Genomic DNA, 25955 nt, shown 5'->3' on the forward strand with positions numbered 1-25955 from the left:
CTGTGTATCACGCAAGCCAAGAGCCAAAATTATTCATCATTCTCTAAAACATAGGTTTTTATTACTGTATCGCCATCAAACACATAAATTCTCTCACAATTGGTACATCTCCATACATCATATTGGGGAAACGGTATTGTAACTGGGTCAATTGAATCTCCTAAATTAATAATATCGTCCCATTCTTTATCTGTATAAACCCTTAATTCAACATCATTAGGTGCATTTGAGTTTGAAAGTGTTACACCGCATTTACATTGTAATCTTGCCATTGACACCCCTCCTCTTAAGGATATGTGATAGTTCCTTCATTCGTCCAAATTTCAACCTTACCTGGAATTGTTCTGTTAGGATATGTCCCAGATGCACGGTTAATAATCTGCTTTGCTTGGTCTACAGTCAATCCTGCGTCCCTAGCGTCAATTATCACCGTTTCTGCTCCTTGCTTCAATCCCTTTTGTATCCTTGTTATACCAGTGTTAACATTGGGATTCTCTAAGGTCTTGAGTTCTGTTTTAACTCCATCAACTTTAAAATCAGGTGTTTTAACTTTAGAATTCGGGTCTTTAGGAATAATTTCGACATTTTTACCACGGGCAGTCAGATCATTTACAACTTTTTTCTCTGCATCTGTTAAGCCATTCAGAGAACCAGTAATCTTACCCGTACCCTTAGCACCCTGCAACGGACTTTTGTTACTTCCATTCACAACACCTGATCCAGTAGACGCTTCCACATTCGGAATCGTCTTACCCGTATTTTTTATCGCACCTGCTGCGGCAATTGGAAAGATAGCTCCAAAATTAGGTAACTCTCCCCCATCTTGAAAAGCTTTCACACTGACATGCGTATAAGCATTCTCAAAGGCTTCTTTCCTTAATTCTGCCGGTACAAACGTAATAAACTTTTCTGCCTCATGAACGTCCATCCCGTTCGCAATTGCCCATTCTGCCACTTTCCCGCCCCAATAGATGACGCGTTCACCATGTTCATACGTCGGGTATACGAACTCTTCAAAGAGGGCCGGATTTTTATAGGCATACTGTTCTATGAAATCCCACGCAATGTCACCATTAGCGTGACGCAATTTGCCCTGCTCATCCCGATAGATACCCCGCGGCTGGTCTCCATACCTTTCCTTCATGTACGTGGCGGAGTCCTCTATCTTACTAAGCAGATAATACTGATGTCTTTCCTTGGCTTGCGCAGCATCCATCGCTGCTTTTTGATTTTCATTATACAAGTACGCGCTTCCACCGCCGAGTACAGCGATAGATAGAGAGGCGGCTGCGATCTTTCCTTTATGTGCTGACCATTGCTTTTTTGAAAGGGCTCCAAACGATAAGGCGCCTCCGCTGGCGATAAGCCACTGTGGGACCCGTTGCAAGCTTCCCGAGCTTCCCGAGCTTCCCGCCCTTCCCCTTGCCTTGGCGGCTAGTGCTCCTCCTGCCGCTAATCCAAGCAACCCCGCTCCAGCCGACATTTCGAGCCCGTGTTTTTTTGTAGCATTCGTTACTGATGTCCAGAAAGACTGGGTGCCATATCCTTCTCCCTGCAAAGGAGCTTTCCCTTTCGGAAAAGGTACAGGTGTACTTGCCTGAGGTTTCGCTGCTGGTGGGTAGGCTCCTAGCTTAGGTGGTATACTTCCAAAACTCGTTGAAGAATTCGCCATCACACCCAGCTTTGATACACGGTGCAGGCCCCCGTCTTGGTAGATCTTGTTCAAGGTCATACTGTTTGTGAATGCATCAGATACTCCGAAGGCTTTTTGTTGATTCATACCTGGGAGTATATTACTACCCTGTGAATAACCTGCGACTGGACCAGTTCCTTGTACACTTGGGGTACTCCCTACCTGACTACTGTTGGTTGCCGCCGCCCCTAGCTTTGTCACACGGTATAGTCCTCCGTTTTGCTCGTTTTCGCTAGAATTTATCCCTGTTGGATTAATCCCTTCTACACGAATGCCTTCCGCATGAATTCCCTCTGCGTTAATTCCGCTAGCATTGATGCCGGATGCCACTACCACATTTGCATCGCTAATCACAGCGAGAGACAATATGAAAACCAAAATGAGAGCCCCGCAGCCCTTCATTCTCTCCCATAAACGAAATACCTCACTCAATCAAAGACATCTCCTTTGTAACCTACTCATCGCTAGATGGTGATTCCCAACGATCACGAAAAGGCATGCTACTTATCATCTTCTAGGATTTTTTACATGTCACTAATCATTAAATCACCATTTCCCTTTTATTGGAATATTTCCTTTTTCCTTACTTATCCACTTCATTCATGACAAAAGAAGGAGACATCTAGAATTGGTGTTGTGAAACCGAGCCCATCAGAAAAAGCCCCGGAAATTCCCTTCTTTTCGGGATTCCCAGAGCTTTACTCTGTCCTTGCTCTTTCCTTATCTTCCTTCATCCAAGCTGTCCATACGATCTTCATCTGTAAAACATCGGGAGCGAGTAAGAAACCTTACACCATGCGGGGCTTCCAAAGAAAAGCCGCTTCCTCTCCCCGGAACCACATCGATGATCAAATGGGTATGCTTCCAGTACTCATACTGCGCTGCTCCGATATAAAACGGGCTTCCTCCGCTTTCTGGAAACCTTCAGTCCTTCTTCGTGAAGTTTTGCTTGAATCATTTTTGCTCCATAAACGCGCTGATTCTCTTCAAAAATACGGATAATTGCTTGTTCCACCTCATCATCATCGATAGATGATGGCTCTTTGTCCGCTTAGCTTCGCCTCCTTTGAAATTCCTGTAACTTTTTTAAGAAAGCAATCTCCGCTCGTAGCCGCTCATTTTCATATGCCAACTTCTTCATTTCCAGCTTTCGCTGATCTGCTTCGGTTAGCTCTTCTGTTGCCTTCTTTCGACCGCGACGGTCCTGCAGGGCATCCTGCCCGCCCTCCTGGTATTTCTTGACCCACTGCTATATTTGTTGATAAGACACATGAAAATGGCTCGCTGTCTTCAGGTAGTCATTTTTTTGTGCTAGACAGAAGTGAACAATCTCGATTCGCTCCTGCCATGTTGTAGTCCGGCCCTTGGTCATAGCTTTTGCTCCCTCGTTATACGATTTTAAGCTGCTGTGACCATTATACTTGTCCAACTAGTTTTTGAGTTGGGTGGTGCTAGCGATTTTATATTTATAGATGATTTCATACTGGGAGTATTGACCGGATAGATAATCTTGAACAGCTTGAAGCTTAAGTTCAGGGGAATGACGGTTATTGTGGGTTCGAATCTCTCCCCCCTCGTAACCGTAAACCTCATAACGACGTCGCCATTTGGCCAAAGTTGTTTTGGTAAGACCGTATTTTTTGGCTACAGCCATGACACCAAGCTGACCATTTTCAATTTCTTGAAGAATAGCCAGCTTCTCCGAAGCACCAATTTTACGCATGAAAAAGCTCCCCTTACAGCAAACAGGTTTTATTATTTAACCTGTCTACCGTATGGGGAGCATATCATGGGGAGGCACCTTTTATTCTCATCGTATTTCCGAAACTGGAATCAGACCTGAAATTTTTGCACCAATCCATTCAATTCATCCATCATCTGGGAGAGCGCCTCTGCCGATGAAGAGATTTCCTCCATAGCTGCGAGCTGTTCTTCCGTCGCCGCCGAAACATTTTGCGAGCCGGAGGCAGTCTCATTGGCGATCTGGTTAATCTCCCGGATCATCTCCAGCCCAGCACGCCGTCCATCCCTGCCTTCATTTTTTCAGCAGCGACGTTCACGTTGTCAATCTGGTCCGTCACTTCGCTGACGGAGCCCTGAATATGGGCGAATGACTCACCGGCGCCATGCACCAGTTGGATTCCTTCCCGCACCTCGCGAATTGCCGACTCCATCGAGGTCACAGCCTTCGCTGTCTCCGTTTGGATCGCTGTGATCAATTCTGCGATTTGCTGTGCGGAACCGGAGGACTGTTCCGCCAGCTTCCGCACTTCATCAGCAACTACCGCAAAGCCGCGTCCATGCTCTCCGGCACGCGCTGCTTCAATCGCGGCATTCAAAGAGAGCAGGTTGGTCTGCTGGGCAATACCGGTAATCACCTCGACGATTTCTCCGATCTGTGTAGAACGTTGCCCCAATCCTTCGATGTTCACGGACAAATCTTCGACCGTGTGATTGATCGAGTTCATTTGGTCAATCACGGTCTGAATCGCCCGGTTTCCATCCTGCGACCTGACTGCCGCCTGCTGAGATGTTTGCGTAACGGCATGCGCTGCATCGGTGATGCGATTCACTTCCTCCGCCATTTCAGTGACGACCTCCGTAGCACCGTCAAGCTGCTCTGCTTGTTTTTGCGAACCGGCTGCCACTTCCTGAATCGCGACGGCTACCTGCTCGCCTGCCTTCGTGCTCTGCTCGGCGGAGGCTGACAACTGCTCTGCCGTAGAGACGACAGACAGCGTATTCATGCGGACTTCCCGTATTAATTCCTGCAGTTGTCTCGTCATCTGATTAAAGTCGTGAGCAAGCTGCCCAACTTCATCTACACGGTCAATCTTCACCGCCTCGACCGTCAAATCCCCCGACGATACGCGCCGCGCATGGGATGCAATCTCTACGATCGGCCGGGTAATCCGGCTGGCCACCCTCCAGATGATCACAGCCCCCACCAGCAGTGAGCCTCCCGTAATAGCCAATACGAAATAAAAGACAGTGTTTGCCCCTTTATTAAACTCGGGAAGATAAACTCCCGCACCGACAATCCAGCCCCAGTACGGTTCTTGCTCGACGTACGATATTTTGGTTTCCAGCTCTGACGTGCCTGCCATTTCCCATTTGTAAGTCACAAATCCGCCGCCGCTGGTCCCCTTTTCGATGAATTCCTTGCCGATTTCCACGCCGTCTACGGACACAGCCTCCCTCAGGTTTTGACCTTCGTTCATCGGATTCATCACACTGTTGCCGCTTTGGTCCATCGCCCAGGCATAGCCTGTTTCCCCGACGGAATATTTGTCCTGAATGGGTCTTTTGTTGTCGCTTCCTTTGGGTCCCAAGATCTCCAGACGCAGCTTTTCCTGGGCCTCTTCCAGCTTCAGGTGCCCTGCCTCTACTTCTTTTTGCAGCAGGGAGATCATTCCTATTACCATACGAACGTTACCTATCAAACGCTCTTTTCCGACTTGATCCAGTTCTGCTTTGGATCGATCGTACCCAATGTAACCCGTCAATAAACTCGGAATACCCAACAACAAAATGCAGACAAGTACGAGCCTGCTGCGCAAGGACATCGACCGCTTTTTCCTGTTTTGTTCCAATTTATCTCGCTCCCATTCCAAACCGTATTTTCTACACGGTTCTATACCCCCTTCTTTGGAGACATAAACAAATAATCTACACCGAGATATTTTTTCGATACACCACATCAATCCCTCGATTCACGAAAAAAAGCCCGGCCATAATCCTTGCCGAGCTTACCCTACATCATATGTGATTGTCCATAGATCCACAGTCAACAGTACAGGTTTCCAACTCAGGTAAAGAAATATACAAAAATGCCAATCAAAAGCACTGCACACAGACTGTAGTAAATCCCCATCCGTTTCCAATGCCGCAGAGCCATGGAGCCGTATGGTTTATCCTTCTTCCCAAAGCCGACCATTAGCGTTGCAACTAATCCCACAGCCATCAGAACAAACACCAGAATGATCGATGTCGCCATTTCTGCCTCACTTCTTTCGCAAATTCCTTTTACGATATCATACTCTCATTATCCATGTACTTTGACACAAAAACACCATCCAATTCGGGTTTATTTTACCCATCCACTTTACTATCCTAGAAAGAGAAGAGGAAAAGTAATCCAACGGAGGGAAAACGATGTCCCCAAAAAAGCTTGAACCGAAAAAACGTTCCATCTACCGGATCATCGCCGAGGAATTGGAGAGAAGGATTTCGACAGGAGAGTTCCCGCCCGGCAGCAAGCTGCCTTCAGAGCGGGCCTTGGCCAAAGAATGGAACGTCAATCGAAGCACTGTGGTATCTGCTTATGAGGAGCTGCGAGCCTTGGGTTTGGTCGAGCGTACACAAGGAAGCGGTTCTCGGGTCAGCACGGATATCTGGGGGCTGACCCGGCATCGACTGCCCAACTGGCCAAAGCTGGTGGAAAATGGCGCATTTCTGCCCAATGCACCGCTGATGCGCCATATCCGCAAAGAGACGCTGGAGCATGATCTGATTGATTTCGCCAGTGGCGAGCTTTCCCCGGACCTGTTTCCGGCGGAGTCGTTTCAGCGGATATTGGCAGAGCATCCCTTTCACTGGCAGCTTGGCTACGATCATCCCCAAGGGAGTCCGGACCTGCGCGAGCTGATTGCCGAACACATCCGAAAAGAACGGGGGATCGACGCCACGCCGTCCTCGATTTTGATCACATCCGGTTCCCAGCAGGCTTTGTATCTGGCAGTCCAGTGTCTGCTCAAACCTGGGGACGCGATTGCCATCGAAGACCCGTCCTACTGCTTCTCTTTGCCGTTGTTTCGTTCAGCGGGCTTAAAGATCTTTCACCTTCCGTTGGACCGGGAAGGGATTAACCCGGAAGATCTGGTCGCACTGCACCGCAAGCATCGGCTGAAAATGGTTTTTCTCAATCCGCACTTTCAGAATCCGACCGGGATTACGCTCTCCCTCGAACGGAAACAGCGCGTACTGGAGCTGTCAAGCGAGCTGGGCATCCCGGTAATCGAAGACGATCCGTATTCTATGACTGCTTTTTCCGGGGAACGCATCCCTACCCTGAAATCCATGGATCGCAACGGAACGGTATTGTATATCAGCTCCCTGACCAAAATTGTCGCCTCCGGCCTCCGTATCGGCTGGGTCATCGGTCCGCAAACGGTGATTGAACGGATGGCGGATGCCAAGCAGCAGGTAGATTTCGGCCACAGTATCTTTCCCCAGTGGGTAGCACACGAGTTTTTACAATCGACGGATTGCAAAGGGCATATGGACAAGCTGCGGGCAGCCCTGCAGCTGAAACGCGATCTGTTTGTTGAAGCCTTGTGTGATCAGCTCGGTGACCAGGTGGAGCTGATCATCCCCGAGGGCGGCATTCATCTTTGGTGCCGACTCCGTCAGGAACTGGATGTCAATCGGCTGTTGGCCGAAGCAATTCGTCGGGGTGTCGTCTTCGTTCCGGGGAATGTCCTGGGCACTGACAAGCATGCCGTCCGGTTTACGTTCGGCCGGGCAGATCGGGCCTTTATCGGCGAGGGGATCAGGCGGTTCGCCGAGGCGTACGAGGCAATTGCAGGAGAGTAGCAAGCTGAAAAAACTGGATCAGGGGGATGAACGATTTGGATAAGGATCAGCGAAGCGCTATTCACCCTTTTTTGTGTGTGACTCCACCACCGCCTTGGCAAACTGCAAGCAGTCCAGGCAGATAGAGACTCCCGGTCCCAGAGCCAGCTCGCCCGCCGTATTCTTGCTCCTGCCGCAAAAGGAACAAGTCTCGCTGTGTATTGTTTGCGGCAGTCTGCTTGCACCTGTCTTATCAGCCGCCTCGTACAGATAATCGACGACGGCAGGATCGATCGCATCGATCTCCCCCTTCAGCTTCATGGAAACCGTCGTATAGGCAACGGCCATTCCCTCGTAATAGCGCAGTTTGGCAAGTGAATCACTGTTGGATACATTTGTTTCACACCGTTGGATCAATGTCTCCAGCTCCTGAATCGCCTCTTTGATTCGGATGTCGCTCCCTTTGTGTTTCCGAAAATCCTGATCCATAAAAAAATCACCTCCTATCTTTTGATAAGTCCGTTGGTGACGCAAATACATTTCTCTTCTATATATATACGAAAAACATTATCTACAAATTTCTCTGCGCTCCTGCAAATTCCCCCGTCTGTCCCAAATGTTTCAAGGACATCGGACGGCTTTGTTGAAATAGTATGTGATCGAAAAAAAAAAGCATCTATGGAGGCATCGATTTGATGAAACCAATCGCCGACATTGCTAAGCTCGTGGATATTTCAGAAGAGGATTTGGAGCTTTACGGAAAATACAAGGCAAAGCTCGCCCCCGATCTTTGGGAAAAGGTAAAAAATCGTCCGGACGGCAAATTAATTTTGGTGACCGCGATGAATCCCAACCCCGCCGGGGCTGGCAAAACACTGACCACCATCGGCCTGTCCCAAGCACTGAACAAAACGGGAAAAACGACAATCGCGGCACTTCGCGAGCCTTCGCTCGGTCCCAGCTTCGGCATGAAGGGCGGTGCGACCGGCAGTGGACAGGCGCAAATTCTGCCCGCCGATGAGATCAACCTGCATTTTACCGGTGACATTCATGCCATTACGGCAGCCCATAACCTGCTGGCAGCCATGATCGACAACCACATCCATCACGGCAATGCGCTCAGGCTGAACCCCAAAAAGATCGTCTGGAAACGGGCGATGGATATGAATGACCGGGCTTTGCGCAACATCGTGATCGGCCTTGGAGAGGGCAACGGACAGGCAAGAGAGGACGGCTTCCTGATCACGACCGCTTCCGAGATCATGGCGATCCTCTGTCTAAGTGAAGATGCAGGTGACCTGAAGCAGCGCTTGAGCCGGATCATCATCGGTTACGATCTGGATGACAAGCCGATTACGCCTGCCGACATCCATGCAGTCGACGCAATGTGTGTGCTCTTGAAGGATGCGCTCAAACCCAATCTGGTACAGACGACCGAAGGCACGCCTGTTATCGTGCACGGCGGACCGTTTGCCAATATCGCGCATGGCTGCAGCAGTGTAATCGGAACCCGTCTGTCTCTGAAGCTGGCCGATTATGTCGTCACAGAAGCAGGCTTTGGCGCCGATTTGGGAGCGGAGAAATTCTTTGATATCAAATGCCGAAAAGCTGGCCTGACTCCCTCTGCGGCCGTGTTGGTCGTCACGGTCCGGGCACTGAAATACAATGGCGGCATCCCTGTCGCCCAGCTCCACGAAGAAAATCTGGACGCTCTGCGTGCTGGCTTTGCCAACGTCAGACGTCATATCGAAAATCTGCGTTCCTTTGGTGTACCTGTCGTAGTGGCCCTCAACAGCTTCGTCACAGATACAGAGGCTGAGCAACACGCCGTTATCAGCATGTGCGAGGGACTTGGCGCGGATGTCGCCCTCTCTCGTGTTTGGGCTGAGGGAAGCGAAGGCGGACTCGATCTCGCAGCCAAGGTAATCAAAGCCGCGGAAACCGAATCTTCCTTCTCCTTCTTATACGAGAATCAGCTGCCGATCCAGGAAAAAATTGAAACCATCGTGAAAAAGCTGTACCGCGGTTCCGGAGTCCATTTTTCAAAAGCAGCCCTGCAAACCCTGCGAAAAGTAGAAGAGATGGGCCTTTCGCATTTCCCAGTCTGTATGGCAAAGACCCCCTACTCTTTTTCTGACCAGCCGGATCAGCTCGGCGCGCCCTCTGATTTTACGATCAGTGTAAGTGAAATTCGGATTTCAGCGGGTGCGGGCTTCCTCGTCGTGCTGACAGGCAGTCTGGTCACGATGCCTGGTTTGCCCAAAAAACCGGCAGCGGAATCCGTGTTTTTGACAGAGCAGGGCCAGGTAGAAGGATTGGCGTAGAAAACACGGACAGATGCTTCAAAAATTTATGATCCCCGGGATGGATATTTTGAAAAAAGTGTCCATTCTGTGGGTCATTTTGTAATCCATGGTTATCGTTCTGACCAAACTGATATTTATGAGGTAGTGAATCATCCTCCGTTAGAGATTCCCGCTGTATTTAACGCCGCACGAAAGTAGAAAACTATCAATCGTTCCATAGCGAAAACCTGCCTGATATGGTAAACTTCGACCTATTAAGCAGTATTCATGCCTATTTATTTTAAGCAGACAGGAGTTCATCAGATGTGATGAAATACAGAGATGCTTTGATGGCCAGCATCCATAAACAATTGGAAACTTGGTTTGACCAACCCCATCCCATTCCTCGCGAAGAAGTCTACCGCTTTCTTCACTCACTCAAAGGTACATCCGGAACGATTGGATTAGATGACCTCTCCACCCTCTCCGAGCAGCTTTTGGAGAAATTAGAGCACATCCCTTTCAAAGAGTGGCCGCTTGAGGATTTACGAGAATTTTTACTAGATTTGCTTACCGTCAGTCACAACTACCGGGACAGTGCGGAGCTGCACGACGTCAGCACGAATCCCGAGTCGAATGATCGCTATGAAAACCAGCCTTTGCTGCTGATTCTGGATGATGACGTCACTCTTCTGATGTATCTGAAAGAACAGCTGGAAGAGCTGGGATGGTCCGTGATTGCGACAGTTTATCCTCATAAGGCTCTGGACTACTTCCATGACATGCAGCCAGATTGTCTGATACTCGATTTGAATATCCCCGAAACCGGTGGTTTTCAAATTATGCAAACCCTGAGCGAAAAAATAAAAAAACAATACGTCCCCACGACGATCATCAGTAATGACTGCTCCAAAGACACACGGCTGCGAGCCTATCGTCTCGGAGCCGATGATTTCATGTGCAAGCCGCTGGACATCGATGAGATGGCGGTCCGTCTGGAACGACAACTGCATCGGAAGCGCTGGATGAATCGTATTTTGTTCGTCGATGAGCTGACGGGCGCACTCAATCGCAACTCGCTTGCCGATACCTTCGAGCGGGTGCTTCATGAGTGCGGCCGAAACGACTCACCGTTTTCCCTCGCTTTTTTGGATATTGATTATTTCAAACGCGTCAATGACACATACGGCCATCTGATCGGTGATGAAGTCTTGCGAGGGTTTGCTTCCTTTCTCCAGTCGCGCTTCCAGCAAAACGAAGTGCTTTTCCGTTATGGAGGCGAGGAATTTATCCTGTTATTGCCCCGTCGCACCTGGCAGGAAGCCAAGCAGGAATTGGAGGAGGCTTTGGAGGCGTATTGCTCCCTCTCGTTCTCTTCGCCGCTGGGCAGTTTTTCACTCAGCTTTTCGGCCGGGGTCGTCCAGATGCAAGACAGAAGCCAAAGCCTGTCCCACTGGCTGGAGCTGGCAGACACCGCATTATACGAAGCGAAAAAACGGGGACGCCGCCGTATTGAGGCCGCCTTGCAATTGCAGCAGGTTGCAACAAAAGTAAAACTGCGCGCGGCGATCATCGATGACGACTCGATGATCAGAACGATGCTGACCGAGTCCGTTACGAAGTGCTTCGACGGCTGGATTCAGGCAGATATCCGTGTATTTCAGGACGGTGAATCCTTTTTTGCCGACGACTGGCATCGAGGCAGCGAGCCGTATCTGGTGATTCTCGATGGTGTCATGCCAGGCATGGATGGACTGGAGGTCCTTCAAAAAATCCAGGAATTGCCCAACGCGGATCATTACATGGTCATCATGCTGACAGGCCGCAAAGAAGAACAGGATATCGTCCGCGCCCTTCAGCTCGGCGCCGATGATTATATGACCAAGCCGTTCAGTTTGAAGGAGCTGGAGGCAAGAATCCGGAGGCTGGTTAAAAAAATGAAGTAAACGGACGAGAGAAGCCTCTCGGATGAAGCTTGGAGGAGAAATCATGGCACATCTTTTATTAGCAGAAGACGAGGCAGTGCTGCGCATGCTGATCAGCGACACACTGGAAGACGAGGGACATGTGCTGGACATCGCATGTGACGGAGAGGAAGCTTTGCAAAAGATTGAGAAAAGCGACTACGACCTTGTCATACTCGACTACATGATGCCGAAAAAGACCGGACTGGACGTGCTGACCGCTGTCAGGGCCATGCCGTCCAAAAAACACCTGAACATCCTGATCCTCTCTGCCAAAAGCCAGCATGCCGAACAGGAAAAGCTGCGGGCTGCCGGAGCCGATGACTTTATGCCCAAGCCATTTAGCCCCATGGAACTGGCGCGCAAAGTGGAGGATATGCTGAATGGGTAGGAGCCGGGCCTATTTGAAAAATAGCATTTCCAGACGCTTTATTGTGATGATGCTGCTGTTTGTCACCCTGATCTTTGCGGGTGCCGTCTTTTTGCTCTGGAACAGCTACAACACCTTCAAGCACTACCAGTCTACTTTGAATCAGTACCAGCAAAAACAAGAGCTGGTCTCCCAGATTTCCACACATGCCAACCAGATATTCTTCCGTGCGCGGGGATATTATGCGTTTCTGAATCAATTTGAATACAACGAGCTTTTTAAAGAAAAAGAACAGTTGGAAAGCACGCTTCACGCTTTTTCCAAACTGCCGTTGGACCCGCAGGAAAAGGAAATGGTGCAGTCCATCCAAAATTTTATGACTGACTTTTTCACCAATGTCTTTCCGCGCATGTCCCAGTACGCCGGCTCGGGAGATTATGAGTCTTTGCGCAAGCTCTCATCCAGCGGGATCAACCAGTCTGTCAACGATCTTTTAAAATACGCCGCGCAGTATCAGAAGGAGACAGATGAGCTGCTGCTGCAGGAAAGCACCCAGCTGTTCGAGGATTTATCCCGGCAAGGTCTGTTGTTCCTGGGCTTTATTTTCATGATCCTGATTATCTCCATCTGGGTGATAACCAAAGCGACACGCGACATCGGACGGCCGCTGGAGCATCTTGCCGCGGAAGCGGACCGCTTCGCCAAAGGAGAGCCCGTCCTTTTGCCCAAACGGAAACAAGAAGATGAGATTGGCAAATTGACCGATTCCTTTGATTTCATGGTCAGGCAAATCCAGGCCAAGGAAGAGGAACTGACCGCACAAAACGAGGAGCTGCAAGCTCAACAGGACGAGCTGATGATGCAGCAGGAGGAACTGCAGGAAGCCGTTTTAAAAATGGAGGAAAACGAGCGCTATCTGGAAAAGCGGAATCTGTTTATCCAGTCGCTTTCCAACACGCTGGACAAGCCCGAGCTGCTGCGCAGCATCATCGTTCATCTCACGAAGATTCTGGACGCGGAGAAAGGCGTCATCGTGCTGCTCAATCAGGAGAGAAGCCACGCCAGCTTCGGGGTCTCGGAGCAGGGTGTCTCCCAGCTGCTCGGCTCGCTGGAGCAGGGTCCCTTGTCACGTGTCAAAGAGACCGGGCAGCTGTATGTGGTCCATCGGGAAGCGAACGCGGCTGAACGCGGTTATCACGAGGACGGATGGTCGGTGCACGACCTGTATCTTCCCTTATGGAATGCAGAAAAAGAGCTGGTTGCCTGTATCGTGCTGACACGTTTGGACCAGACCATTACCCAGCAGGAAAAACAGCTGGCTGCCTCACTCGCCCAACAAATCTCCCTGGCACTGGACAAGCTGGCGATGTATGAGGAGACAGAGAAGCAGCGGCAGATTACCCAGGACATGCTGGATACGATCCAGGAAGGGGTGCAACTGCTCAATCTGGACGGGGAAACCGTGCAGGTCAACCGCACCTTCCGTGATTTGTTTGAAATCGGCTCTCGCGAAGCAGTAACCTGGCCCGGTTTCCCTGCATTCTTTACCTGGTTGCGCGAAAAGCTGAAGCACGGTGAACAGCTTATCGATTATCTGGAGGCAGTTCTCCAGGGAGACGAGGAAAAACGGCTGGCGGGTCATGTTTTTGAATGGGAGGGCACCCGGAAGCGTTACATCCAGCTGTATGCCGAGCCTCTCTACAGCAAGCAGGAAATGCTGGGTACGTTGCTGGTGTACCGGGACATCACCAAAGAATATGAAATCGATCGGATGAAATCGGAATTTGTCAGTACGGTCAGCCACGAGCTGCGCACACCGCTGGCCAGCGTCTTGGGATTTGCCGAGCTTCTGCTTTACAAGGAGCTGAAACCGGAGAGACAGCATCGCTATCTTTCTGCCATCTACCAGGAAGCCAATCGGCTGACATCCCTGATCAACGACTTTCTCGATTTGCAGCGGATGGAATCCGGGCGGCAACTCTATGATCCCAAGAAAGTTGTGATGGATGACCTGATCCGCGAGGTATTTGCGCTTCAGCAGGAGCACGCCCCCAGACATCGCCTCCAGCTTGATCTGCTGACAGATCGGCTCACGGTTACGGGAGATCGGGAGAAGCTGCGGCAGGTGCTGACCAACCTGATCAACAATGCGATCAAATACTCACCGGACGGCGGCACGATCACGGTCACCTGCCGTTCTGACGGGCAACACCTGATTATCGAGGTTCAAGACGATGGACTCGGAATACCGTCCGAGTCCATCCCCCATCTTTTCAGTAAATTCTACCGGGTCGACAACTCTGATCGCCGGGAGATTGGAGGCACCGGGCTGGGGCTGGCAATTGTGCAGGAGATATTGAAAATGCACAACGGGGAAATCGCTGTCACCTCTGAATTGGGTGCCGGCAGTACCTTTTCGGTTACACTGCCGTATCATCCCGATCAATTGTCCAAAGCCATCCTGCAGGCGGATCAGCAACAGCGGTGACAAAAGACAGATTTTAATTCCCGATCAAACCTCGTAAAAAACGAAGGTGCATAGAGACTCTGCTCCGGTGCACCTTCGCTCTAAATGTCTGACTCAAGGAGTGTGTAATCATGAATCAAGACCGCAAAAAAACGGAAGAAAAGATTGTGGAAAGCTATCAACGAGACGAGGGTATGATGATTCTCGTCTTCGCCCAATGGTGCGTCAACCACGGGCTGGATGCCCATGAGCTGTATCGCCGGGCGTACCCTGCTCAAACAGAAAACGCGCTTTTGCAGCAAATGGTCGAGCTGTCTGTGCCCAAGGAGGAAGCCGAGGAAATCCCCGACCATACCCTGCTGGGAGTCCTCTCCCTTTTTGGCAACGACGATCTGGCCTTTGTGGTACAGGAAGAGATCGAAAAGCGGTCGTCTTCCGGCTCTGCTACACGCGAAACGTAGACACCAGAGAGCGCAGCTCCTCTGCCATTTTGGCCAAGGATTCAGCCGAGGAGGTTACTTCCTCTACACCACCGAGCTGCTCTTCAGAAGCGGCCGACACATTTTGTGAGCTGGCCGCTACTGTTCTGGAGCCATCCAGAATCATCTGAGCAGCTTCGGTGACCAGTTGACTGCTGGCAAACACTTGCTTGGCGGAAGCCGAAATCGCATGAATCCGCTCCGAGACTTTCTCGACAGATTCCTTGATTTCATGAAATTGCTTCCCGGCCATATTCACCGTCTTGATGCTCTCTCCCACTTCTGCGATTCCTTGCTCCATCCGCTCCATGGTTTGTTCCGAATTCTTCTGGATGCTGGCGATCAATTCAAAAATTTGATCGGATGAGCGTGCCGATTCCTCCGCCAGTTTGCGAACCTCATCGGCGACAATGGCAAAGCCGCGTCCGTGTTCGCCCGCTCTTGCCGCTTCAATCGCTGCGTTCAGTGCCAGCAGATTCGTCTGTGTCGCGATACCGGAAATGACCTCCACAATTTTCCCGACTTGCTGGGAGTGATCACCCATCTCCTCTATAGCTTTTGACAGATGCGAAATCGTTTGGTCCAGCGCGTCCATTTGCAGGACCGCCTGCCGGATCGTCTCATTTCCCTCTTCTGATTTCTTTGCAGCGGAAACCGACAAGCTTGAGGTCTGCTCTGTCTGCTCGGCGATATGCTGAATGCCCTGCTCCATGTCACTCATCGCTTCGACGCTTTCCTCCGCCCCTCTGGCTTGTTTCTCCGCTACCACGACGACTTCCTGAATACCGAGACTGATCGTTTCCGACGCCCGGCTGGTTTGCTCTGCGCTTGCGGACAGCTGTTCGGAAGAAGCGGCTACGCTTTCTGCACCGATACTGATTTGTTGTATCAGATGGCGTAAATTGGCTGCCATCTGGTTGAATGCGTGAGCCATATCCCCGATTTCATCCCTGTTTTTGACGCGCAGGTCCTCCTGTCTCAAATCGCCCATCGCTACTTGTTTGGCCAAATGGGCTACTTGTACAATCGGCTTGGAAATCATCCGGGAGACCAAATAGCCGATCAAAATGGACAATACCAAAGCCCCAATGCTGAACCAGACCAAATTGGCAACAGCCACGTCGACGGCTTCCGTATTCTCCTTGCTGCCATCCTCCATCAGTTGCTGCTGTTTGACCACCACTTCGTCAATCGCCGGTTCCAGCTGTCTTCCCAAAGGCAAAACGCGCTCCATGAATTCATCCATAATGCGCGCCTGGTCTTCTTTTCGGCCCACCATCTGGACGAGTTTGTTCGACTCTTGTTTGAAATTTTCGTAGATTGCCAAAAAGGACTCCAACGCCTTCATGTCTTCATCACGGCGAATCAGGGGCTTTATTTCTTCGGTTAGCTGCAGCAACTGCTGTTCATTGTTTTTCAAACTGGTGACGAACTGATCATCCGCTGTCAGCAGATAACCGCGCAAACTGTTGGACTGCTTTACTGACATTGCTTGTATGCTTTGCGCCTTTTGCAAAATGATAGCTCTTCTGTCGACCAGGTCCGAATACGAATCGTCTACCTGCTTGAAATAGTAGTAGGCCACTCCCGACGTCAACGCCAACAGAAAAGCGATGCTCAAAAAGGCTGCAATCAATTTCTTGCCTATCGTTACCCTCATGTTTCACACTCCTTTTTTCTGTGGAAAACAGTCATGACTGTTTTGCCTGTTTTTTATTGCAGATGTATCTCTCTTCGCACTCGGAACGGTTAGAATAGGGGAATTTATTTCGATCAAACCTTTTCCCGCCGTCCAACATTCTTTCTGATGACGTACAATGTTTGTTGTACGACACAGAAAGGAGAATATCACCAGTGGCAAAAGAACTTCTGCTGACGAATGAATGGGTGGAAATCAAGCAAGGAACGATAACAGACGAGCAAACCGTCTCGCTGTTTTTGGCGTTACGGACAAATTCAGTCTATACATTTCGAAACTATCAAAGGGCGATCGCCCATTTTCGAGAATTTATCTCGTATAAACCGCTTCGGGAGGTTACCTGGAAGGACATTGAATTATATCAATACCACTTGTCGAAGGGAACTTACAGCAAAAGAAACATGCCTTATGCTCCTGCTACAGTGGCAAGCTTGCTCGCTCCTTTGCGCTCCTTTTTTAAATGGGGAAGCGACCCGAATGTAAAGTTGTTCTCTCATGATCCCACCACTTCGATCCGTGCCCCCAAGGTTGCGATCACGAGCAAGCATCACTATTTGACGCAGCGGGAAACGGTCCTTTTGTTGAACCAGCTAAAGCATCAGGGAGGGCGTGATTATTTAGTGGGTCTGTCTTTGGTGCTCCTCGGGCTGCGTGTCTCCGAGCTGACCGCGATGAGATGGACGGACTTTCATACAGATCCGGCGGAGAGCTCCATTTGGCTCTCGGTAGAACGGGGAAAAGGGAATAAACAACGGGATGTAAAGGTTCCGCAAAAACTATGGCGCCTGTACAAGGAATACGCGGCACTTTATGAACCGAAGGATCCTCTGGATCATGTTTTTCCCCTGTCCGTACGGCAGGTTGAGCGCATTATCCGTACAGCCAGAGAGAACTGCCAGATCGGGAAAAAGGTTACTCCCCACTGGCTTCGCCATACCAACGCTACACTCGCCCTGCTCCATGGGGCATCGCTTCAGCAAGTACAGGAAAATCTGGGACATGCCCACATTACAACCACTCAACGATACCTGCATACGGTTGAGCAGTTACAAAAGGCAGCTCCTGATTATGTCGAAAATTGTCTACAAGATGCTTTAAGACTTTAGACGCAGTAAAAAAGAACTTATGTAGTTGATTCAACTGGAACAATTATCTATAATTGGAGTGAATTTTGCTGAATTTTGTCGTACAACAAACATTGTACGTCATGCCACTACTCATACAATTTTTCCCTTTACGTAAAAAAAGAAACCCCTTTTTAAAGGGGGTTTCTTTTTTTCATCACTCTCCTTTGATGAGGGACAAGCGTGTAACACTTATTGCATACAGGGAAAGAAAGCTGTGAAAACACAGCTTTCCTGCTTGCTTCCAACTTCCTGATCAGGAAAAATCACCCTATCGGTCAGGTGCCTGCCCGATCAGTTCCGCTTGCTGCTTTAGCAGGTCTCGCTTTCGTAGGCATGGCCATATTGATAAAGCTTGGCTTCCTGTCCATGCGCTCCAATCAATTGAAAGCCGATTGGCAAGCCTGTCTGTGAGAAACCGCATGGCACAGATAAGCTGGGGTTGCCAGTAAAGTTGGTCGGCGATGTGAGCCGCAGAAGGGCTGGCCGTACGCCGTCCGGGTGATCGCCGATCATGATCTCCCGTTGACCGATATCGGTCGGCAAGATCGGCAGTGTCGGCGTCAACAGAACGTCTACCCCTGCAAACACTTCGTTGAACTGCGCGGTCAGCATGCTTCGGCGCTGCTGCACCTGGACGTACTGATAGCCTCGGATTTCCACACTATCTGCGAGACGCTCCCGCACTTCCCCATCCAACTCATCGACGTGATGCTTCAAGGTATGTTCATGAATCGCGGCAGCCTCGGATTGAATCGTAATCCGCTGTCCGTTCAGCAATTCATCGATCCCTGGAAGCTCTACTTCGCGCACTTCTGCTCCGAGATCGCGATAGACCTGGCACACCTGCTGAAGTGCCTGCCGGATTTCTTCCTCAACATGCTGGTAATACCAGCCCGGGATGCCAATGACCTTTCCCCGAAGACTTTCCCCGAGCAGACGGGTAAAGTCTTCCGCCGGACGGGATGTGGAATAGGGATCATTCGGATCGCTGCCCGCAAGCAGATTCAACAGGCTGGCATTATCCCTGACGCTTTTGGTCATCGGACCGACGTGGTCGAGGGTATAGGCGAGATCAAAGGCACCGTATTTGCTGACGAGTCCAAAGGTGGGCTTCATGCCGACGATGCCGCAGGCTGCAGCCGGAATCCGAACCGATCCCCCGGTGTCCGTGCCAAGTGCGGCCAGAGCCATCTCTGCCGCTACTGCCGCCCCGGAACCGCCGCTGGAACCGCCCGTAATTTTTCTCGGGTCGTATGGATTGCGAGACGGTCCAAAATACGATTTGTCACCTGTCGGACCGTAGGCAAATTCATGCGTATTGGTTTTCCCGATCAGGATGGCGCCCGCTTCCTGCCACTTCTCTACCACCGTCGCGCTGTATGCGGGAATGTGGTTTTCATAGATTTTGGAACCCATCGTCGTCCGAACGCCTCGGGTAAAGATCATGTCCTTGATGGCCACAGGAATCCCGTGCCAGATTCCTTTCCATTCCCCCCGCATAATGGCCGCTTCCGCTTTCGCTGCCTCCTGACGAGCCGATTCCGCACACACGGTAATATAGGCGTTCACGATCTCATTTTGTTTCTCTATAGCGCTGAGCGTCTGATCGACCAATTCGACAGGCGACAGCTTTTTCTCGCGGATTGCTTCTGACAGCGCGCATACATCCATTCTGTACCCCTCCACTGCTTGCTTCTTTGCCCTCTGAGAGCCTACCGGATATCCGAGGCCATCGCCGCGGTCCCTTTGAACCTATCATATCCTTTTCAGAATAGATGGTCTACGCTATTCATGGGGTTAATGGAATGCTTTCCAAAACTCTCCGTTCTCGTCGATGATGCTGGAGATTTGAGGGAACGGGATGCGAAAGGTAGGGAAGCCGGCTGCATAAGGGGCAATCTCATAAGGCGCGAAGTAGAGATAAAGAGCGTCCTCCTTCACATAGAAGGGCTGGTCAGCGCTGATACCTTTGTAGCTGCCCTCGAACACATACGAGTACTGAGGATCATTTTTAATCTGCTTGGCGACAATCTCGCTCAGTACGCTGACGTAATCACTGCCGGGCTTAAACAGAGCCTTCAGACTGTAAATCGTCCCGCTGACCAGATCGATCGGCACATAGTATTTCGTAGGCATTCCGTGGGCAGCCCCGAATGGGTAATTGTAGCCCGTCAGCTCTAGCTGAACCAGCCGGTTTTTGAAAAAGGAAACGGAAAAATCGCCGAAATAGCTGGCGTCCAGCTGCACATTTCGCTCGATCGGCTTGATTTGCGACAGCTCCTTGAGCCTTTGGTTAACGGCTTCCTGTGCAGCTCGGTTGGCCATTCCCTTGATCTCCGGATAATAGACCAGATAATCTTTGTTGGGCGCGTATTTATGCTCGATCACGCGATACGGTTCTTTCAGCGGGATGATCGTATTTTGCTTCCAGATGATATTTCCGCTGCGGTCATAATAGGCGACTCTTTGATCAATATCCGCCCTGACGACGCCCCCCTTCAGTGTCAGTGTCCCTCTACCGGCCACCACGGGCAGATTTTTGACGATCTGTCCATTTCGGTCAATAAAGAAGGTGCGGGTTCCGTCCGTCACGGAGGCCACTCCTTCTTTGTATTCGGCTACCTCCGTGTAGAGAAAATCGGTCAGCAGCGGCCCATTGGTGTCGGCAATCGCATAAATGGAACCAAAATACGGCTTGCCGGGATTCAGCGCCTTGCCCACGGCTGCCCGGCCCTCCCCTAAAAGCTGGATATCGTTGTATTTGGGCGGGATCAGATAGCTGCCCGACTTGTCGATCAGACCGTACAGATTCTCGGAAAAATCCTTGGAAGCGTTGACCACCGCTTTCCCCTCTTCAAACGGCAATGCTACCGAAAATTGCGGTGAAATGACGACTTTTCCTGTTTCATCCAGATACCCTTTGGGACCGTCCAGCGACTCCGAAAAAGCGAGCAGCCCATCTCCCATCGGGCCCACATACGCGTATGGATAGCTTTGCAAAACCTTGCCGCTGCGGTCAATCAGCGCATGCTCTCCTTCTTTGACCTCCACGACCGCTTTTCCATCCTGAAAATCATTGGCTGCCAAGTACTGCCCCGGTATAGCTTCCTTGCCGCTGCGGTCCAGATAACCGTACAGATACTTGCCTTGTTCCCCTCTCTGGTTGAACACAGCCCGCCCTTCCTTGAACGATCCGATAAACGAGTAAGGGGCTGCTGTAAGAATATTTCCTTGCTCGTCGATCACCTGAAAGCCGCGGTCATCCAATACGACAGCCCGCCCTTCCGAAAAAGGAGTGATGGTCTGGTAGATCGGAGACACGACAAACAAACCCAGCGTATTGATCAGTCCGCTACGGTTTTTTACTTGCACGATTGCCAGCCCGTTATCCTGGAAGCTCTCTGCATACCCGTAGCTTGGCGTAATAATGAAGCGTCCGGCACTGTCGATGTACCCCCACTTTACTCCCTCGGCGGACTTGACCGAGGCGGGAAACAGCGGCGTGGTCGCTCTTCTCTCCAGCTCGGTGCGGATCAAGCGGACAAACGGCTCCCAGCTTTTCCACGCTGAAGGCCTTAGCTTCACAGCTGCCTCCATAGAGGCTACGGCCTGCGCAGGCTGGTTTGCTTTTTGCTGGGCACAAGCAAGGCGGTACCAGTTCAGCGGATCGTCTGGATATTCTTTTGTCTGTGTCTGGTAGTAGTCCGCCATCTTCTGAAAGTACACAGGGTATTGATCATTGGCCTCGATAAAATACTCGCCGTTCCATCTATAAACATTGGCGTGAAGCGCATCCCCATCCGTCTGCTGCCAAAGGACAATTTCACTCATCCCGTCCGCTCCGGCGATCGCTTCCAGATCGCCCACTTCCATCAAATGAAAGGTGAGCGGCCTTCTGACTCTGTCCGTAAATCCGTGTGATGTCCATTCGTAAACAGCCAATCGGGAAGGGGCTGTATTTTGCTCAGACTGAGACTTGTGCTGAGACGGAAACGGGGACTCTGTTGCTTCTGTTTTTGCGTCCGTCTCGACCGGTTTTTTCTCTTCCACCGGCTGCCACCCGATGATCAGCTGAGATCTTTTTTTGCTGGTGACGGGAGCCGTGTGAAAATGCGTGATCTGGGCTCGCCTGCTGGAAATCGTCTGCACGGTATACCAGCCCTCCTCTCCACGCTTCCACACTGTCACAAACGTCTCCCCTACCCAGCGATAGGCACCGGCCAGCTCTTCCTCTCCATCCCCATCCAGATCACACATCTGCACAAATCGGGTGGGGGCTGTTCCAAGAATTTTGGCGCCAATTGGCAATAGCGCGTGGACCATCTCTTCCACATTTTTATCCCACATCATCTCTGTACGCTCCCATACCTGTTTTGAGATATCATATGTGGGTAAAAATAGGTGGTGCCCACTTTACTGCGCGTTTGGATCGCATCGTAAAGCGGGCACCTTATCAGATTCTATGCTTTTGTATACAGATATTCTACCAGAGCCTGCTGCAGCGTCCCTTTGGTAATGGCTTTGTTGTCAAAAGAGATGCGCTGTTGAATCATCACCTTCACAATCTCTGGACGAAGTCCCGTAATCACAGCCTGGCAACCCATCATAGAAATGCCGTCCAAAATGTCGAGAAAGCGATGGATAACCTCGCCCTCCATATTGCTCACCCCTGAGAGATCCAGAATTAGTACTTCAATCCGACTCTCTCCGATCTGTCCAATGACCTTTTCCCCGATCATCGCCACGCGATCATTGTCAATCGCGCCTACCAAGGGAAGAATGCTCATCGAAGCCGTTAATGGGATGAGCGGTACGGATAAATGATCAACCAGTTCTCTCTGTTTATTCAGCAGTTGATCTTTGTACTGCGAATAACTTATAAAAAAATAATTCAGAAAATGATCCACCAGCTCGTTAATCTGCTTTTCTCTGCTGTAGAAATGCTCCAGGATCAGCGCCGCGCCGTTCAATCGATCATAGTTGTAAAGGAAGTCCCAGAGCACGCGGCGAATCGCCTGAATCCACTCCAGCTTGAATGCCAGCGTCAAGGAATTTTTTGCCCAGTTGACGCCTTCCTCTTGGGCAAAGGAGACCACTTCATGCTCGCGGCCATCGACAATGTATAACACCAATTTATGCGCATTGGACAACAAATTGATGTTTCCGATCTGCTTGATTTCTTCGATTTTCCCTTTTACATTGGAGGCCTCTCTCAGCAAGCTTTCTTCAAATGCATCTCGATTATTTATAAAAAAATCGCGAAGTTCTTCTCCTTCTCTAACTTGCAAGTCCATTCGTATCACTCCATGCGTCAGCTTCGTCGTTTCCAAGGGTATGCTCAAAACAAATTTGGTTCCCTCCCCCTCTTTGCTAAAAACCTGAATCTGTCCGCCATGCTGGTAAATAACGGAGAAGACCTGAGCCAATCCCATCCCCGTTCCTTCTACCTTGGTCGTGAAGAATGGAGTACCCAACATCGAAATTTTTTCTGGTGGAATGCCTGTCCCTGTATCCTCTATGGAAACGACCACCATCTCATTTTCAACTTGGTGTTGAATCGTGATCGTTCCCTTTTCCGGTATGGCTTCAAAGGCGTTTTTCAACAGGTTAAACAGTGCTTTTTTCAGTTGATTTTTCTTGCCGTATACACAAGCTTCGGTATCAGATAAATGCTTCTGGATCTGGACGCGATAAATTTGATCCTGAAACAAATGGATGAGAGATTGCAATTCCACTGAAAGACTGATCAATTGTTTGGGTTCATTTTCCAGATCGGGCTTTGCGACATGTAGTAGATTTTCCAGGGTCCCCAGTGCATTTTGGAGTTCCGCCTGGGCGATTTCTACGTACATCTCATCATGGCTCTCTTTGAGCAACTGCAAAAATCCCTTTACCGCCGTGAGCGGGTTTTTGACCTCATGCGCAATCCCTGCGGCGATCTGGCCAACAGAGGCAAGCTGACTCAGATGCACATCATCTCTCATCCAATGACTTTCCTTGACGTTCATTCTTGCTCCTTTCCCCGTCTTGTAAGAGAAATGATACCTTCCTTCTCTACGATGGTATGTATACATTGATAGTTCTTTTCATTCATTCTCCCAACCTCTGGTAAATCCCTTTTGTCAGCGTGGAATTTATCGTTTACACACGGACCTTTTTAAACGTGGTTTGTGGTTTACCCATAAAAAAACGCGGTAGATGGAACCGCACCTCCAAATGTTAGATATGTCCAACAAATGGGCGCAGTTCATGCTCCCGCGTTTTTTTATGTTCTGCAAAATTGCTCTGTATACCGACAGGGCCATCCTATTCGATAGCGATGTAAATCTCAACCACTGCCTGCCCCGGATCAAAATCATGGGCGTTGTAAAGCTCGAAATCACCGGTAAAGGTACGCCGCACATTTGCGGCCGACGACCATGCCCAGATTCGCTTCCACGCTTCGGTCACAACGACGTCGACGGGACCTTTCTCGGTTGTAAACACAGCGTATTTCGCGGCTGGGATCGAGATCGCCTCCAGCCCTTCTCCCGTTTGTTCTCCCGGCTTTGTCTCATGTCCGAGCAATACGGTATACGTCCCTTCGGCTCCATTCTCATAGTTGGCGTACAAGGCATAGAGCCGTTGCGGATGTTTGATTTGCCCGATCCGGCTGGTCACATTCGCCCGAAAGAACTGTTCCCACAGTCCGGGAATTTCCCCCTCCCCGCTTACCTCCCGGGCATTGGTTGTCCGCGCGGCGATTCCCTCCAGATTCATTGCATCCAGGAAAATAATTTTCGGTTCCATGCTGATCGCTCCTCTTTACCTACTCGTTACTACGATCCATTGTACGGAGAGAATGTTGACAGCAGGTTGTCAGCTTTCTTTGCCCGGGTAACAAATGCAGGTGACAAGATGGTCGTTCACCATGCCGACAGCCTGCATAAACGCGTAGCAGATGGTCGTTCCCACGAATTTGAAGCCGCGTCGCTTCAGGTCTTTACTCATCATGTCGCTGATCTCCGTCGATGCAGGCACCTCACTTAGGTCCCCGAAATGGTTCTGAATCGGCTTGCCCCCTACAAAAGACCAGATGTACGCAGAAAAGGAACCAAACTCCTCCACGACCCGAAAATAGGCCTTTGCATTGGTGACGACAGCATGCACCTTCAGCTTGTTTCTCACAATGCCTTCGTTTTGCAGCAGCTCCTGAATTTTTTGCTCGTCATAGTGAATGATTTTTTCCGGCTCGAAGTTGTCGAAGGCCTGCCGGTAATTCTCCCTTTTTTTCAGGATGGTATACCAGCTCAGTCCCGCCTGCGCTCCCTCCAGATTGAGGTATTCAAAAAGCAGGCGATCCTCATACACAGGAACGCCCCACTCCGTGTCATGGTACGCCAGGTAGAGCGGGTCCTGCGTCACCCAGCCACATCGATTCATATGTTTTCCTCCTGTCCCATCATCAACGAACATACATTCTCATCCTACCATTTCTTAGGCCACTCTGCGAGCTTCCTCTTACCTCAAATAACATCCGTTGTTCAGATCAAATGTAGCTCCGGTGTAGTTCCTCGCTTTCTCCGAAAGCAAAAATACCGCCGTGTTTGCCACATCAACCGGCAGTACAGGGGATTTGATCAGTTCGTGCTCCCGGTACTCCTTTTTTCGCCAGTCCGGGACCTGGTCCATCATCGCTGTCTCCACGAGTGTCGGTGCAATCGCATTCACCCGAATATAGGGCGAGAAGCTCATCGCACAGCTTTTCGTCAGGCCGAGCACCGCTGCTTTGGACATCCCGTAGACAGCGTCAGAGCTGCCTTCGATACCGGAAACTGAGGAGAGATTGACGATCACGCCTGCTCTTTCCTGTCTCACCAGCAGTTCACCGAAAAACTTGGAAAAGTAGAGAAAGCCCCTTACGTTGACATGGATCACCTGGTCGATCTCGTCCACATGATAATCAAGCAGACTTTTCCCCAAATAGATGCCGGCATTGTTGACCAGACCATTCACGCCGGGGTACTTCTCTTTTACCGTGTGGAAAAACCTTGCAACTTCTTCATAATTCGTCACGTCCAGAGGATAAGCGTCAATCGACTCTGGGCTGGTGAAATTTCGTAAATGCTCGAGTTTGGCCACGTCTCGATCACAAGCGATGACCTGTGCATTTTCCGCGATACATTGTCGTGCGATTTCTGCGCCAATGCCGGATGCTGCTCCAGTCACGATAATCACTTTTTCTTTTAACACAGCGTTCACCCTTTCTCTGTTCACGTAAGCTGTCTGGATTGGTTATATGTGCTACCTTCTGCATG

22 protein-coding genes and 2 pseudogenes are annotated in these 25955 nt (G+C 50.3%); 7 read left to right on the forward strand and 17 right to left on the reverse strand.

Features of this window, described 5'->3' with window-relative positions; translation table 11 throughout:
* Positions 1–29: 29 nt before the first annotated feature.
* The 9 genes and pseudogenes from NDK47_RS23090 to NDK47_RS23125 all read right to left on the reverse strand — a co-directional run bounded on the left by NDK47_RS23090 (position 30) and on the right by NDK47_RS23125 (position 5690).
* Positions 30–272, reverse strand: a complete 243-nt coding sequence (locus NDK47_RS23090; protein ID WP_155609580.1) for a DUF8617 domain-containing protein — start codon at positions 270–272, stop codon at positions 30–32.
* Positions 273–286: 14 nt separating this feature from the next.
* Positions 287–2125 (reverse strand): CdiA C-terminal domain-containing protein, encoded by a 1839-nt coding sequence (locus NDK47_RS23095; RefSeq protein WP_251872085.1) that lies wholly within the window; start codon positions 2123–2125, stop codon positions 287–289.
* 288 nt (positions 2126–2413) lie between these two features.
* Positions 2414–2608 (reverse strand): annotated as a pseudogene (locus NDK47_RS23100) (DUF779 domain-containing protein); the annotation flags it as partial.
* Complete coding sequence (locus tag NDK47_RS23105; RefSeq protein WP_251872086.1) at positions 2565–2708, reverse strand: IS3 family transposase; 144 nt, start codon at positions 2706–2708, stop codon at positions 2565–2567. The pseudogene NDK47_RS23100 and the gene NDK47_RS23105, both read right to left, overlap by 44 nt.
* A 36-nt stretch (positions 2709–2744) precedes the next feature.
* Positions 2745–2912, reverse strand: a pseudogene (locus tag NDK47_RS27880) (hypothetical protein); the annotation flags it as partial.
* A 210-nt stretch (positions 2913–3122) separates the two neighbouring features.
* Positions 3123–3416: a helix-turn-helix domain-containing protein gene (locus NDK47_RS23110; RefSeq protein ID WP_251872087.1), complete on the reverse strand. Its 294-nt coding sequence runs from the start codon at positions 3414–3416 to the stop codon at positions 3123–3125.
* A 110-nt stretch (positions 3417–3526) separates the two neighbouring features.
* Positions 3527–3697: a hypothetical protein gene (locus tag NDK47_RS23115; RefSeq protein ID WP_251872088.1), complete on the reverse strand. Its 171-nt coding sequence runs from the start codon at positions 3695–3697 to the stop codon at positions 3527–3529.
* Positions 3694–5286 carry a methyl-accepting chemotaxis protein gene (locus tag NDK47_RS23120; protein WP_251872089.1) on the reverse strand — a complete coding sequence of 531 codons (1593 nt, stop codon included), beginning with the start codon at positions 5284–5286 and terminating at the stop codon, positions 3694–3696. Before NDK47_RS23120 ends, NDK47_RS23115 begins: the two co-directional genes overlap by 4 nt.
* 215 nt (positions 5287–5501) lie before the next feature.
* Positions 5502–5690, reverse strand: a complete 189-nt coding sequence (locus tag NDK47_RS23125; protein WP_251872090.1) for a hypothetical protein — start codon at positions 5688–5690, stop codon at positions 5502–5504.
* A gap of 158 nt (positions 5691–5848) precedes the next feature.
* Between NDK47_RS23125 and pdxR the strand changes: the two genes are divergently transcribed.
* Positions 5849–7288, forward strand: a complete 1440-nt coding sequence (gene pdxR / locus NDK47_RS23130; RefSeq protein WP_251872091.1) for a MocR-like pyridoxine biosynthesis transcription factor PdxR — start codon at positions 5849–5851, stop codon at positions 7286–7288.
* A gap of 57 nt (positions 7289–7345) precedes the next feature.
* On the opposite strand, the gene NDK47_RS23135 is transcribed toward pdxR, so the two are convergent.
* A complete protein-coding gene (locus NDK47_RS23135) occupies positions 7346–7756 on the reverse strand; it encodes a ClpX C4-type zinc finger protein (protein WP_251872092.1) in 411 nt (136 codons plus the stop codon).
* A 206-nt stretch (positions 7757–7962) separates the two neighbouring features.
* On the opposite strand from NDK47_RS23135, the gene NDK47_RS23140 reads away from it, so the two are divergent.
* The 5 genes from NDK47_RS23140 to NDK47_RS23160 all read left to right on the forward strand — a co-directional run bounded on the left by NDK47_RS23140 (position 7963) and on the right by NDK47_RS23160 (position 14814).
* Positions 7963–9591, forward strand: a complete 1629-nt coding sequence (locus tag NDK47_RS23140) for a formate--tetrahydrofolate ligase (RefSeq protein WP_251872093.1) — start codon at positions 7963–7965, stop codon at positions 9589–9591.
* Positions 9592–9881: 290 nt separating this feature from the next.
* Positions 9882–11498, forward strand: a complete 1617-nt coding sequence (locus NDK47_RS23145; RefSeq protein ID WP_251876343.1) for a response regulator — start codon at positions 9882–9884, stop codon at positions 11496–11498.
* A 43-nt stretch (positions 11499–11541) separates the two neighbouring features.
* On the forward strand, positions 11542–11907 hold the full coding sequence (locus NDK47_RS23150; RefSeq protein ID WP_251872094.1) for a response regulator transcription factor: 366 nt from the start codon (positions 11542–11544) through the stop codon (positions 11905–11907).
* A gap of 13 nt (positions 11908–11920) precedes the next feature.
* Entirely contained in the window at positions 11921–14374 is a 2454-nt protein-coding gene (locus NDK47_RS23155) for an ATP-binding protein (RefSeq protein WP_251872095.1), read from the forward strand.
* 110 nt (positions 14375–14484) lie between these two features.
* The gene (locus NDK47_RS23160) at positions 14485–14814 is read left to right on the forward strand and encodes a protein YxiS (RefSeq protein ID WP_251872096.1); all 330 of its coding nucleotides are present in this window, start codon (positions 14485–14487) and stop codon (positions 14812–14814) included.
* Here NDK47_RS23160 and NDK47_RS23165 read toward each other — a convergent pair.
* Positions 14798–16492 (reverse strand): methyl-accepting chemotaxis protein, encoded by a 1695-nt coding sequence (locus NDK47_RS23165; RefSeq protein WP_251872097.1) that lies wholly within the window; start codon positions 16490–16492, stop codon positions 14798–14800. The two genes, NDK47_RS23160 and NDK47_RS23165, sit on opposite strands and share 17 nt — an antisense overlap.
* Before the next feature lie 194 nt (positions 16493–16686).
* On the opposite strand from NDK47_RS23165, the gene NDK47_RS23170 reads away from it, so the two are divergent.
* On the forward strand, positions 16687–17637 hold the full coding sequence (locus NDK47_RS23170) for a tyrosine-type recombinase/integrase (RefSeq protein ID WP_251872098.1): 951 nt from the start codon (positions 16687–16689) through the stop codon (positions 17635–17637).
* Between the two features lie 330 nt (positions 17638–17967).
* Here NDK47_RS23170 and NDK47_RS23175 read toward each other — a convergent pair whose 3' ends face one another.
* The 6 genes from NDK47_RS23175 to NDK47_RS23200 all read right to left on the reverse strand — a co-directional run bounded on the left by NDK47_RS23175 (position 17968) and on the right by NDK47_RS23200 (position 25890).
* Positions 17968–19329, reverse strand: a complete 1362-nt coding sequence (locus NDK47_RS23175; RefSeq protein ID WP_251872099.1) for an amidase — start codon at positions 19327–19329, stop codon at positions 17968–17970.
* A gap of 126 nt (positions 19330–19455) precedes the next feature.
* A complete protein-coding gene (locus tag NDK47_RS23180) occupies positions 19456–22008 on the reverse strand; it encodes a WG repeat-containing protein (protein WP_251872100.1) in 2553 nt (850 codons plus the stop codon).
* A gap of 110 nt (positions 22009–22118) precedes the next feature.
* On the reverse strand, positions 22119–23642 hold the full coding sequence (locus tag NDK47_RS23185) for an ATP-binding protein (RefSeq protein WP_251872101.1): 1524 nt from the start codon (positions 23640–23642) through the stop codon (positions 22119–22121).
* Positions 23643–23964: 322 nt separating this feature from the next.
* Positions 23965–24447 carry a GyrI-like domain-containing protein gene (locus NDK47_RS23190; RefSeq protein ID WP_251872102.1) on the reverse strand — a complete coding sequence of 161 codons (483 nt, stop codon included), beginning with the start codon at positions 24445–24447 and terminating at the stop codon, positions 23965–23967.
* 69 nt (positions 24448–24516) lie between these two features.
* Entirely contained in the window at positions 24517–25080 is a 564-nt protein-coding gene (locus NDK47_RS23195; RefSeq protein ID WP_251872103.1) for a DNA-3-methyladenine glycosylase I, read from the reverse strand.
* A gap of 78 nt (positions 25081–25158) precedes the next feature.
* On the reverse strand, positions 25159–25890 hold the full coding sequence (locus NDK47_RS23200) for an SDR family NAD(P)-dependent oxidoreductase (protein ID WP_251872104.1): 732 nt from the start codon (positions 25888–25890) through the stop codon (positions 25159–25161).
* Positions 25891–25955 lie beyond the last annotated feature (65 nt).

It is taken from the genome of Brevibacillus ruminantium (assembly GCF_023746555.1).
Taxonomy (GTDB): Bacteria; Bacillota; Bacilli; order Brevibacillales; family Brevibacillaceae; genus Brevibacillus; species Brevibacillus ruminantium.

What these genes read in the sequence shown, in the direction of transcription:
- NDK47_RS23090 (WP_155609580.1), bottom strand. Translation starts at nt 272, where the DNA reads ATGGCAAGATTACAATGTAAATGCGGTGTAACACTTTCAAACTCAAAT.
- NDK47_RS23110 (WP_251872087.1), bottom strand. Translation starts at nt 3,416, where the DNA reads ATGCGTAAAATTGGTGCTTCGGAGAAGCTGGCTATTCTTCAAGAAATT.
- NDK47_RS23115 (WP_251872088.1), bottom strand. Translation starts at nt 3,697, where the DNA reads ATGATCCGGGAGATTAACCAGATCGCCAATGAGACTGCCTCCGGCTCG.
- NDK47_RS23125 (WP_251872090.1), bottom strand. Translation starts at nt 5,690, where the DNA reads ATGGCGACATCGATCATTCTGGTGTTTGTTCTGATGGCTGTGGGATTA.
- pdxR (WP_251872091.1), top strand. Translation starts at nt 5,849, where the DNA reads ATGTCCCCAAAAAAGCTTGAACCGAAAAAACGTTCCATCTACCGGATC.
- NDK47_RS23135 (WP_251872092.1), bottom strand. Translation starts at nt 7,756, where the DNA reads ATGGATCAGGATTTTCGGAAACACAAAGGGAGCGACATCCGAATCAAA.
- NDK47_RS23140 (WP_251872093.1), top strand. Translation starts at nt 7,963, where the DNA reads ATGAAACCAATCGCCGACATTGCTAAGCTCGTGGATATTTCAGAAGAG.
- NDK47_RS23145 (WP_251876343.1), top strand. Translation starts at nt 9,882, where the DNA reads ATGAAATACAGAGATGCTTTGATGGCCAGCATCCATAAACAATTGGAA.
- NDK47_RS23150 (WP_251872094.1), top strand. Translation starts at nt 11,542, where the DNA reads ATGGCACATCTTTTATTAGCAGAAGACGAGGCAGTGCTGCGCATGCTG.
- NDK47_RS23160 (WP_251872096.1), top strand. Translation starts at nt 14,485, where the DNA reads ATGAATCAAGACCGCAAAAAAACGGAAGAAAAGATTGTGGAAAGCTAT.
- NDK47_RS23165 (WP_251872097.1), bottom strand. Translation starts at nt 16,492, where the DNA reads ATGAGGGTAACGATAGGCAAGAAATTGATTGCAGCCTTTTTGAGCATC.
- NDK47_RS23175 (WP_251872099.1), bottom strand. Translation starts at nt 19,329, where the DNA reads ATGGATGTATGCGCGCTGTCAGAAGCAATCCGCGAGAAAAAGCTGTCG.
- NDK47_RS23180 (WP_251872100.1), bottom strand. Translation starts at nt 22,008, where the DNA reads ATGATGTGGGATAAAAATGTGGAAGAGATGGTCCACGCGCTATTGCCA.
- NDK47_RS23185 (WP_251872101.1), bottom strand. Translation starts at nt 23,642, where the DNA reads ATGAGAGATGATGTGCATCTGAGTCAGCTTGCCTCTGTTGGCCAGATC.
- NDK47_RS23190 (WP_251872102.1), bottom strand. Translation starts at nt 24,447, where the DNA reads ATGGAACCGAAAATTATTTTCCTGGATGCAATGAATCTGGAGGGAATC.
- NDK47_RS23195 (WP_251872103.1), bottom strand. Translation starts at nt 25,080, where the DNA reads ATGAATCGATGTGGCTGGGTGACGCAGGACCCGCTCTACCTGGCGTAC.